This is a genomic window from Yoonia sp., from assembly GCF_036007805.1.
Lineage (GTDB): Bacteria > Pseudomonadota > Alphaproteobacteria > Rhodobacterales > Rhodobacteraceae > Yoonia.
Genome location: NZ_DASYOK010000217.1, coordinates 1 through 10,068, shown reverse-complemented (window position 1 = coordinate 10,068; position 10,068 = coordinate 1). Strand labels below are relative to the sequence as shown.

The window sequence follows — 10,068 nt, the reverse complement described above, 5'->3', positions numbered from 1 at the left end:
TATTCCATGATCGAAGCGCGCCCTGACTGGGTGCTGTCGCGCCAGCGCGCATGGGGTGTGCCGCTGACCTGTTTCGTCAAGAAAGACGCACAGCCCACAGACCCTGATTATCTGCTGCGTGATCCAGAGGTGAACGCACGGATCTTGGACGCTTTCGAAACTGAAGGTGCAGACGCGTGGTACAAAGAGGGCGCGAAAGAGCGGTTCCTTGGCAGCACGGTGAATCACGATGACTATGTGCAGGTGTTCGATATCCTTGACGTCTGGTTCGACAGCGGCTCGACCCATGCCTTCGTGCTGCGCGACCGCGCCGACGGGTCAGAGGACGGCATGGCCGATCTCTACCTCGAAGGCACAGACCAGCACCGTGGATGGTTCCATTCATCCATGTTGCAGGCCTGTGGCACAATGGGCCATGCACCTTATCGCGGGGTTCTGACGCATGGGTTTACGCTGGATCAGAAGGGCATGAAGATGTCCAAATCCATCGGCAACACCATCGCGCCGGAACAGGTGGTCAACCAATATGGCGCGGATATCCTGCGTCTTTGGGTGGCACAGTCCGACTATACGGCTGATTTGCGGATCGGCGATGAAATCCTCAAAGGGGTTGCCGACAGCTATCGCCGCCTGCGCAATACCATGCGGTATATGTTGGGGTCATTGGCCGATTTCACCGAAAATGACCGGATCGCACCCGCCGAGATGCCCGAGCTTGAACGCTGGGTCCTGCACCGTCTGGCCGAACTCGACGTCCAAGTGCGCGAAGGCTATGCGCGCTATGATTTTCAGGGCGTGTTCCAGGTGGTCTTTACCTTTGCCACCGTCGAACTCTCGGCTTTCTACTTTGATATCCGCAAGGATGCGCTTTACTGCGACGGCGACACGACCCGCCGCCGTGCTGCGCGCACGGTGCTGGATATCCTGTTCCACCGCTTGACCAAATGGTTAGCCCCGATGCTGACCTTCACGATGGAAGAGGTCTGGCTGGAACGGTTCGGGGCGGACGACAGCTCGGTCCACCTTGAGGATTTTGCCGAGACCCCTGCCGTGTGGCGCGACGATGCGCTGGCCGCGAAATGGGCAGAAGTGCGCAAGGTCCGCCGTGTTGTGACCGGCGCGTTGGAGGTCGAGCGTACTGCAAAGGTCATTGGAGCCTCGCTTGAGGCGGCACCGACTGTCTATGTCAACGCCGACACCGCCAAGCTGTTGGAAACCGTCAGCTTCGATGATCTCTGCATCACATCGGGCATTGTGGTCTCAACGGATGACGCACCTGAAGGGGCGTTCACCTTGGATGAGGTTGCCAATGTCGCGGTGGTCTTTGGCCGTGCGGAAGGCGAGAAATGCCAGCGCTGCTGGAAAATCCTACCCGATGTGGGCAGCCACGCACACGCAGGTGTCTGCGGGCGCTGTAACGATGCGCTTGGCTGATGGAATATGGTGATCCCCAGTCTGTAGAACGCATGCGGGCGGACTTTGACCGCCAAGGTGCGATGGCAACCATGGGGATCACCGTTGCGGACGTGGCACCGGGTCGTGTGATCCTGCAAATGCCGTTCAATCCGGCGTTTTCCCAGCATCACGGGTTTATCCATGCAGGCACGATCACATCGGGCATGGATAGCGCCTGCGGGTTTGCCGCGCTCACGTTGATGGATGCGGAAAGTGAAGTGCTGACCGTAGAATTCAAATGCAGCTTTATGGCGCCCGCAAAGGGGCAGTTGTTCCGGTTTGAAGGCAATGTGCTCAAGCCAGGTCGCACGCTGACATTCACCGAAGGCCGCGCTATCGCCATAGATGGCGTGCAGGAAAAGACGATCGCCACGATCACGGCCACCATGATGGCAGTGCGCGGCCTCAAGCCGTGATCTGCGCCAATTCGCCTGTAGGCGCGTTGGGGGCAGATGCGGTCGGTGGTGCGGTGACGGCATTGCATTGGGGCCGCGAAGGTACGCTGACCGAAGGGCCGCTACATCAGCAGATGGCTGATGAACTTGCCGGTTACTTTGCAGGAACGCTCCGACACTTTCAGACGCCCGTGTCACCGCGGGGCAGCGCGTTTCAACAGCGCTTTTATGCAGCGCTCTGCGCCATCCCCTATGGCGAAACCCGCACCTACGGCGATCTGGCCAAAGAGCTTGATGTTTCAGCCCAGGCGATCGGGCAGGCTTGCGGGGCCAATCCGATTGCGATCATTATCCCGTGCCACCGCGTGTTGGCGGCAGATGGTTTGGGCGGGTATTCCGGCGCTGGCGGGATTGAGGCAAAGGTCGCCTTGCTGCGGCTGGAAGGGGCTGCAGGTCTTTTGATCTAGGCGGGTTTGCGCTCTGGGATGACCTGCTGGGCGACACCTGCAAAAAGCAAGTAAACCGAGGTCAGCACCAACCCCCAATGCGCCCAGCTGTTGGGGTAGAAATCCACCCAAGCGGCCCAGCCTGCAAAGAAGGTCCAGCCCAATGCCATCGGCAAGGTGACCATGCGCCAACGCTCGGTCCGGACGGGATGGACGAATTTCAGCGGCGCAAACATCGTGATGGCAAGGGTGCCGACCAAGACAAGAGACACCCAGAAATTGGGCTGCAAAGCAAAGATCACCAGTACCAGCATATTCCAGCAACCGGGAAAGCCGGAAAATGAATTATCTTTGGTTTTCATCCGTGTATCTGCAAAATACATGGCAGACGCAAAGGTGATGATAATGATCGCGAACCAGCCCGTCCAACCGGGTAAAAGGCCGGATTTGAACAGCGCATAAGCAGGCACAAAAACATACGTCAGATAATCGATGATCAGATCAAGCAACACGCCGTCAAAGGCGGGCGCGTTGGTCTTAACATTGTATCTGCGCGCCAATGGCCCATCAATGCCATCAACAAAGAACGCAACCACAAGCCAGAGAAACATCAGGCTCCACTTCTCCTCGACTGCGGCCAGCATTGCCAGCATCGCGAAAACAGCACCGGTTGCGGTAAGAAGGTGAACAAGAAGAGCTTTTGCGCGAAGTGTCATGAAACCGTCATGGGGGAAAACAAGGGGAGGGGCAACCAATTCTCAGGCCTTTGGATGCGCCTTTTCATAGACAGACATCAAGTGTGCGGCATCGACTGCGGTATAGGCCTGTGTGGTGGAAAGAGAGGCATGACCCAACAGTTCCTGGATCGTGCGCAGATCGCCGCCTGCGGCCAGAAGATGTGTGGCAAATGAGTGGCGCATCGCATGGGGTGTTGCGGTGGCAGGCAGGCCCAATTGCAGGCGGGCCTTTTCCATCACTTTCTGGATCGCACGTGGTGACAGGACACCGCCACGGGTGGCGCGAAAAATCGGGGCGTCGTCGGCGACTGGATAGGGGCACAGCCGCAGGTAGGTGTCCACTGCATCGCGCGCAGGGGCAATGACGGGGACGATCCGTTCTTTGTTCCCTTTGCCGACAATCCGCAACACATCGGACAAAGGCACGTCGCGGCCGGCAAGGCCCAAAGCTTCGGATATCCGCAAACCGCAACCGTAAAGCAAGGTAACAACGGCGGCATCGCGCGCGGCAATCCAAGGATCATCTGATTGCAGCTCGACAGTGTCGATCATCTCGGATGCCGCCTTGATCTCAAGCGGGCGCGGCAGTTTGCGCTGGAATTTCGGGGCGCGGGTGGACAGCACGGCCGTGGGCTCAAACCCTTCGCGCTCGGCAAGCCAGCGGTAGAAGGATTTCACCGCCGACAAGGACCGCGCCAAGGAGCGCGCACCGACACCACGGGCGCGCTCATGGGCCATCCAAGCACGCATGTCGCGGATCGTGACGCGGGCGATGGGGGCAAGACCCTGGCTACCACCATTATGCGCGGTCATGAAGGCCAGAAACCCGAGCACGTCGGTCTGATACGCCTTCAACGTATTCTCGGCGGCCCCGGCCAGTGCACGCTGGCCCGCAAGCCACGCGCCCAAGGCGTCTGAGAGCGCAGGCGCGATCATCGCATCAGGCCAGCCAGCGGCGGACGACCCGTTCAAAGACTCCAACAAAGAAGGTCAGTAGGTCGGTGCCCTGTTGCGGTGTGAATTGCTGCGGGTCTTCACTGCCCATGACCAGCATGGCGGGAAGGCGATCAGGGCCGAGATCAACCTTCAGGCAGGCTTCGGATTTGATGTATTCCGCGCGCGCACCATAAAGGCTTCCACCCACTTTGTGGAATTCACGCAGGGTGATCTGGCGGGCAGGCATGTTGCGACCTAGGGTGATATATCCGTCGACATAGCCCTCGGGCATAATCGCAACGGCTTCGCCTGTGGCGCGTTGCGTGTCTTGCAGGTTGCTTTCCAGCACAAGGCGGACCGCATCAACCCGCAGGATATCCGCGACCTCGCCGGAAAGATCCGCGAGGAAGCGTTCAAAGGTGCTTGCGTCCAGCATGCGCAGGATCGCGCGGTGAATTTGATTGGTGCCCGCAAGGTTGTCATAGGCGGCCGCAATCACATTGCGGTGGGTGTCTTCGAGGCGGTCGAAACGTGCTTCAAGCCGTTCCATGGCGACCGAACGGAGATCGACAATATTGCCGGCATTCTGGTCTGCATGCGCCCCCACAAGGGCGCGCATCACATCCACATCGTCCAAAAGAACATCGGGGTTTGCGATGATCTTCTCGCGAAGGTCATCGGCCATCAGTGTTTTATTCATGAGCCTGCTCTGCTTTGTTTTTTGTCAAACTAGCAGAGGGTTGGGGGGCTTGTCGCAGGGTTTTTGCGTTCAAGCCACAGGGCGTGGCACTTTTGCCCTAGTTTGCCGAAAGTAAGGTGGATCAAGATCCACCTTACCTGACGCATCCTTAGAGGATTTTGATACCGGCCTTGGCGACATCCGCCATAAACCCATCCAGACCTTTGTCGGTCAGAACATGGTTTGCCATTGCCTTGATCACATTTGGCGGCGCGGTCGCGACATCCGCACCGATTTTTGCACATTCGCTCATGTGGTTGGCGGACCGGATCGAGGCGGCAAGGATGTTCGTCTCGAAGCCGTAGTTGTCATAAATCGTGCGGATATCCTCGATGAGTTCCAGACCGTCCATATTCAGATCATCCAGACGGCCGATGAACGGGCTGATGAAGGTCGCACCCGCTTTGGCCGCCAGCAGCGCCTGATTGGCCGAGAAACACAGTGTCACGTTCACCATGATCCCGTCGTCCGACAGTGTCTTGCAGGTTTTCAGACCCGCCCACGTCAGCGGCACTTTCACGGCGATGTTGTCGGCGATCTTGGCCAGCTTGCGGCCCTCTGCCAGCATGGTGTCAGCGTCCAGTGCCACAACTTCGGCTGAGACGGGGCCGGACACGATTGAGCAGATTTCCTTGGTCACTTCCAGAATATCACGGCCCGACTTTGCGATCAGCGAGGGGTTTGTCGTGACCCCGTCAACCATCCCGAGGTCATTGAGTTCTTTAATCTGGTCGATCTCGGCGGTATCTACGAAAAACTTCATCTGTTCACTCCAAAGCAGGGTTGGTGTTTGATGATGCAGCATTTACCTGATCTGCAAGGCGGCGGAAACCCTCAAAGGCGGATATGACCGATAGCTTTTTCCACGAAGGTGATCTTGTTGGCGTGTTGACCGCGCAACCGCTTGACCGCCTGCTCGACTACAAAGCGCCCGAGGGCGGCTGCCATTTGGGTGCGTTTGTTGAAGTGCCTTTGGGCCCGCGCAAAGTGCTGGGCGTCGTCTGGGGGCGGGGGCAGGGCGATTATGACCGAGCGAAAATCCGCTCCGTGATCCGCGTGCTGGATGTTGCCCCCATGCGCGAAGAGATGCGTATTTTCTTGACCCGCACCGCCGAATATACCCTGACCCCCCTGACCGCGATGCTGCGCCTTGCCACACGCGCGCCGGGCCTCGGAGAGGCGCAGTCGATGCGCAAAATTTACCGTCTGGGCGACCAGACACCAGACCGCATGACCGATGCGCGCGAAAAGGTTCTGGGCGTGTTGCGCGATTATGGCGGGTTGTCGTTCACCTTGGCCGAAGTGGCAGAGATGGCAGGGGTTGGCACGTCGGTGGTGAAAGGCTTGGTCAAGCTTGGGGCTGTTTCGGAAGAAGAGGCCCCGCGCGATGTTCCCTATCCGCATCTTGACCCAGATTATGGCGGCAAGGCGTTGAGCGCGGATCAGGCAGCAGGGGCCGAGACGCTGCGCGCTGCGTTGCGCAGTGACACTTACGGCACCACCTTGCTGAAAGGCGTGACAGGGTCAGGCAAGACCGAAGTCTATCTTGAGGCGGTCGCGGAATGTCTGCGCATGGGCCGTCAGGCGCTGGTGCTCTTGCCGGAAATTGCGCTGTCGGGTGAATTCATCAACCGTGTTGAGGCGCGGTTCGGTATGAAGCCAGCCGAATGGCATTCTGGCGTCACCATGACAGAACGTCGCCGCTGCTGGCGCATGGTGGGCCAAGGTGATGCGCAGCTTGTAGTCGGGGCGCGCTCGGCGCTGTTTCTGCCCTATCAGAATCTTGGGCTGATCGTGGTCGATGAAGAACATGACACCTCCTACAAACAAGAAGACGGCGTGCTGTATAACGCCCGCGATATGGCGGTTCTGCGCGCGGCAATCAATGGCGCGCAGGTGGTCTTGGCCTCGGCCACACCCAGCCTTGAGAGTTGGGCCAATGTGGAAGCGGGCAAATACACGCGGCTGGAACTGACGTCGCGCTTTGGGGCGGCGGTGATGCCCAAGATGGCGGCGATTGATATGCGGTTTGAGGATATGCCCGCGGGGACGTGGGTTTCACCCACCCTACGGGACGCGATCCGCAAGCGGCTGGAGAAAGGCGAACAATCGCTGATTTTTCTTAATCGGCGGGGCTATGCGCCGATCACGCTCTGTCGGGCCTGTGGGCATCAGATTGGCTGTGATCATTGCGATGCGCGGATGGTCGAGCACCGGTTTCTCAAGCGGTTGATGTGCCATCAGTGTGGCGAAACAAAACCTTTGCCAACGAAATGCCCAAGCTGTGACGCCGAAGACCGGTTGAGTGCTGTTGGCCCGGGTGTCGAGCGGATGGGCGAAGAGGTGACAGCGCTTTTCCCTGACGCGCGTGTTGCTGTGCTGTCCTCTGATCTTTACGGCTCGGCCCGCGCGATGAAGGCACATATCGAGCAGATCGCCGAAGGTGGCACGGATATCATTATTGGCACACAGTTGGTTGCCAAGGGCCACAACTTTCCGCTCCTGACGTTGGTCGGTGTGATTGACGCCGATCTGGGCCTGCAAGGGTCAGACCTGCGTGCGGCGGAACGGACCTTTCAGTTGATGCGGCAAGTGGCTGGACGCGCCGGGCGGGCCGAGACGCCGGGCGAGGCGCTGTTGCAGACCTACCAGCCAGAGCACGCGGTGATCCGGTCTATTCTGGCGGGCGACGAGGAGAGTTTCTGGGCGGCCGAAGCCGCAGAGCGCAAAGCCGCAGGTGTGCCGCCTTATGGCCGGATGGCAGGCATCATCCTGAGCAGCCCAAACGTGCAGGAGGTCTTTGATCTGGGGGCGGAAATGGCGCGGATGGACGGGCCATTGCGCCAGATCGGGGCGCAGGTCTTTGGGCCAGCACCGGCACCGATTGCGCGGGTGCGCGGGCGGCACCGCGTGCGGTTGCTGGTGAAGGCCGACAAGTCCGCGCCGCTACAGCAGGCGCTTGCCAAATGGGCGGGGCAGTTCCGTCTGCCTGCAAATCTGCGCATGGCGATCGATATTGACCCGCAGAGTTTTTACTAGCGCGTCGGAGCCTCCGGCGGGAGTATTTCTGGCAAGATGATAAGCGCTAGTCCATATTTGGGTCGGCGTAGTCGCCCATTTCCTCGCGCCAGTGACGGCGGCAGAGCGAGACATAGCGTTCATTCCCGCCGACCACGATCTGATCGCCTGAAGCGAGTACATTGCCCTCTTCGTCGCGGCGGACCACCATGGTGGCCTTCTTGCCGCAATGACAGATGGTCCTGACCTCGCGCATTTCATCGGCCAGCGCCAGTAGTGATGCAGAGGCCGGAAAAAGGCGTCCGCGAAAATCGACACGCAGGCCGTAAGTCATGACAGGCACATTCAGGTCATCCACAACGCGCGCCAATTGCCAGACATGCGCGGGCGTCATGAAATGCGCTTCATCGAGGAAGACACAGGCACAGGGACCTGCGTTCAAGCGGGCGGCGATCATTTCAAACAGATCATCCTCGGCGCCAAAAGTGTCGGCATCCGCACCAATGCCGATCCGGCTTCCGATGCGGCCGACGCCTGCGCGGTCGTCAAAGCGTGCGATCAGCAGATAGGTTTGCATCCCACGTTCAATGTAGTTGTGCGACGCCTGCAAGAGCACAGTCGATTTGCCGGCGTTCATCGTGGAATAATTGAAATAGAGCTTTGCCATGACAGGTGATTAGCGCCGGTCTTGCCAACTTGGCAAGACCGATACGCAACGCAAATTGGTGTCATTTGCGCTTTGGAAGGGAACGACCCCCAAGGGAAACGGACCGCGGTCCAAACACATCGCACCTCGCGGCGCGACAACTCGTTAACTGGCCTCTGAAACACAAGACTGAATTATTTCTGTCACACGGGGCATTGGCGTTGTATGGGAATAGCGAAATGATTTTCCCCTGCCGCGAAAGGCAGCAGTATGATGACGGAGTACACCTATGGCGGGTTATGGCGGCTACTTGAAAAAACATACCGAGGCCTTGGTCAAAGATGTCGGTATCGAAGCCGCCTGCGCGTTGACAGGGAAATCCAAAGCAACATTGGGGCGCTACTATTCCGACAGCAGCGAGCACGCGGATCGTTTCATGCCGGTTGATGCTGTGGCAGCACTCGAAGCGGCCGCCGCCTATCCGCATGTCACATCTGCGCTGGCCGAACTCAAGGGGGTGACCCTGTCTTATGATACAGAGCGCGCCAATAGTACGGGTGAGATCAACGCCGATGTCATCAAACTGAGCCAGCGATTTGCGATGCTGATGGCAGAGTATAACCAGGCCATCGCGGATGGGGTTATTACCATTAACGAGGCCAAGCGGATGCTGCGGGAAACGACAGCGCTCCAGCAGGTATTACTGGATATGAAGCTGCATCTGGAAGAGACGTCGTGACATTGGTCACAGCGTCGGGTGTGACCGGTTAGATCAGGGGAACAAAGGGCACACCACAGGCGGTAAGCGTGAGCAGTAGTGACGTGGAGATAAATAGCTTCATGGGGCGATCCTGGTTCTATGCGCGTTCAACAATGACAGAACCCACAGAATAGCCCGCACCAAAGGAACAGATCAAACCTTTATCGCCAGCGGCTAAGTCGCTGGAGTGTTTGGAAAACGCGATGATGGAACCGGCCGAGGACGTGTTGGCATAGTCCTGCAGGATGTTGGGTTGTTCATCGGGGGTGGGGGCGCGGCCCAGAACCTTTTTGCCGATATAGTCGTTCATGGTCTTGTTGGCCTGATGCAGCCAGAGCCGACGCAGATCGTCCGGGGCGATGTTTTCTTCGGCCATGTGATCTGCAATATGGGCGCTCACCAGCGGCAAAACCTCTTTGAAAACCTTGCGGCCGTTTTGCATGAACTGCATATCACGGCTGTCTTCCATGGCATCCTGTGTCCGGCGTAAGTAGCCGTTATTGTTGCGGATATTATTGCTGAACTGGGTGGCGCAGCGGGTGGAGAGAACTTTGAAATGCGGGCCTTCGAGGTCTTCGTCGCGTTCCAGAAGCGTCGCTGTGGCCACATCGCCAAAGATGAAATGGCAGTCGCGGTCGCGCCATTCCAGATGCGCCGAGCAGATCTCGGGGTTGATCACCAGCGCGCGGCGGATTGAGCCTGCGCGGATCATATCAGCGGCGGTCTGGATACCGAAAGTGGCGCTGGAACAGGCGACGTTCATGTCGAAGGCGAAACCGCCTGCGCCCAGAAGCCGTTGAATTTCCACGGCAATTGCGGGGTAGGCGCGTTCCATGTTGGAGGCTGCACAGATCACCAGATCGACGTCAGCGGCGTCAACGCCCGCTTCGGCCAGCGCCTTTTGCGCGGCATCCACGCCGATCTCGGCCATGTAGC

General features: G+C 58.7%; 11 protein-coding genes. 5 read left to right on the top strand and 6 right to left on the bottom strand.

Going from position 1 to position 10,068, the window contains the following annotated elements; all coding sequences use genetic code 11:
• The 3 genes from VGP75_RS12130 to VGP75_RS12120 form a co-directional block, all read left to right on the top strand.
• Positions 1 to 1,434, top strand: a 1,434-nt coding sequence (locus tag VGP75_RS12130) for a class I tRNA ligase family protein (protein ID WP_327543914.1), incomplete at its 5' end; no start/stop codon positions are given.
• Positions 1,434 to 1,871, top strand: a complete 438-nt coding sequence (locus tag VGP75_RS12125; RefSeq protein WP_327543913.1) for a PaaI family thioesterase — start codon at positions 1,434 to 1,436, stop codon at positions 1,869 to 1,871. The genes VGP75_RS12130 and VGP75_RS12125, both read left to right, overlap by 1 nt.
• The gene (locus VGP75_RS12120; RefSeq protein WP_327543912.1) at positions 1,868 to 2,317 is read left to right on the top strand and encodes a methylated-DNA--[protein]-cysteine S-methyltransferase; all 450 of its coding nucleotides are present in this window, start codon (positions 1,868 to 1,870) and stop codon (positions 2,315 to 2,317) included. Before VGP75_RS12125 ends, VGP75_RS12120 begins: the two co-directional genes overlap by 4 nt.
• Here VGP75_RS12120 and VGP75_RS12115 read toward each other — a convergent pair.
• From VGP75_RS12115 to fsa, 4 genes are all read right to left on the bottom strand, one after another.
• Entirely contained in the window at positions 2,314 to 3,012 is a 699-nt protein-coding gene (locus VGP75_RS12115; protein WP_327543911.1) for a CDP-alcohol phosphatidyltransferase family protein, read from the bottom strand. The two genes, VGP75_RS12120 and VGP75_RS12115, sit on opposite strands and share 4 nt — an antisense overlap.
• Before the next feature lie 42 nt (positions 3,013 to 3,054).
• On the bottom strand, positions 3,055 to 3,969 hold the full coding sequence (locus VGP75_RS12110; protein WP_327543915.1) for a tyrosine recombinase XerC: 915 nt from the start codon (positions 3,967 to 3,969) through the stop codon (positions 3,055 to 3,057).
• A 4-nt stretch (positions 3,970 to 3,973) separates the two neighbouring features.
• Positions 3,974 to 4,669, bottom strand: a complete 696-nt coding sequence (locus VGP75_RS12105; RefSeq protein ID WP_327543910.1) for a DUF484 family protein — start codon at positions 4,667 to 4,669, stop codon at positions 3,974 to 3,976.
• Between the two features lie 148 nt (positions 4,670 to 4,817).
• Positions 4,818 to 5,471, bottom strand: a complete 654-nt coding sequence (fsa, locus tag VGP75_RS12100) for a fructose-6-phosphate aldolase (RefSeq protein WP_327543909.1) — start codon at positions 5,469 to 5,471, stop codon at positions 4,818 to 4,820.
• An 83-nt stretch (positions 5,472 to 5,554) separates the two neighbouring features.
• On the opposite strand from fsa, the gene VGP75_RS12095 reads away from it, so the two are divergent.
• Positions 5,555 to 7,747 carry a primosomal protein N' gene (locus VGP75_RS12095; RefSeq protein WP_327543908.1) on the top strand — a complete coding sequence of 731 codons (2,193 nt, stop codon included), beginning with the start codon at positions 5,555 to 5,557 and terminating at the stop codon, positions 7,745 to 7,747.
• A gap of 46 nt (positions 7,748 to 7,793) precedes the next feature.
• Here VGP75_RS12095 and VGP75_RS12090 read toward each other — a convergent pair whose 3' ends face one another.
• Positions 7,794 to 8,393, bottom strand: a complete 600-nt coding sequence (locus VGP75_RS12090; protein WP_327543907.1) for a thymidine kinase — start codon at positions 8,391 to 8,393, stop codon at positions 7,794 to 7,796.
• 268 nt (positions 8,394 to 8,661) lie between these two features.
• Between VGP75_RS12090 and VGP75_RS12085 the strand changes: the two genes are divergently transcribed.
• The gene (locus VGP75_RS12085) at positions 8,662 to 9,111 is read left to right on the top strand and encodes a hypothetical protein (RefSeq protein WP_327543906.1); all 450 of its coding nucleotides are present in this window, start codon (positions 8,662 to 8,664) and stop codon (positions 9,109 to 9,111) included.
• 118 nt (positions 9,112 to 9,229) lie between these two features.
• Here VGP75_RS12085 and VGP75_RS12080 read toward each other — a convergent pair.
• The coding region (locus VGP75_RS12080; protein WP_327543905.1) for a beta-ketoacyl-ACP synthase III at positions 9,230 to 10,068 on the bottom strand (839 nt) is incomplete at its 5' end.

Bases quoted from the DNA above. Each gene is read 5' to 3' on its own strand.
- VGP75_RS12125 (WP_327543913.1), top strand. From the start codon at position 1,434: ATGGAATATGGTGATCCCCAGTCTGTAGAACGCATGCGGGCGGACTTT.
- VGP75_RS12115 (WP_327543911.1), bottom strand. From the start codon at position 3,012: ATGACACTTCGCGCAAAAGCTCTTCTTGTTCACCTTCTTACCGCAACC.
- VGP75_RS12110 (WP_327543915.1), bottom strand. From the start codon at position 3,969: ATGATCGCGCCTGCGCTCTCAGACGCCTTGGGCGCGTGGCTTGCGGGC.
- VGP75_RS12105 (WP_327543910.1), bottom strand. From the start codon at position 4,669: ATGAATAAAACACTGATGGCCGATGACCTTCGCGAGAAGATCATCGCA.
- fsa (WP_327543909.1), bottom strand. From the start codon at position 5,471: ATGAAGTTTTTCGTAGATACCGCCGAGATCGACCAGATTAAAGAACTC.
- VGP75_RS12095 (WP_327543908.1), top strand. From the start codon at position 5,555: ATGACCGATAGCTTTTTCCACGAAGGTGATCTTGTTGGCGTGTTGACC.
- VGP75_RS12090 (WP_327543907.1), bottom strand. From the start codon at position 8,393: ATGGCAAAGCTCTATTTCAATTATTCCACGATGAACGCCGGCAAATCG.
- VGP75_RS12085 (WP_327543906.1), top strand. From the start codon at position 8,662: ATGGCGGGTTATGGCGGCTACTTGAAAAAACATACCGAGGCCTTGGTC.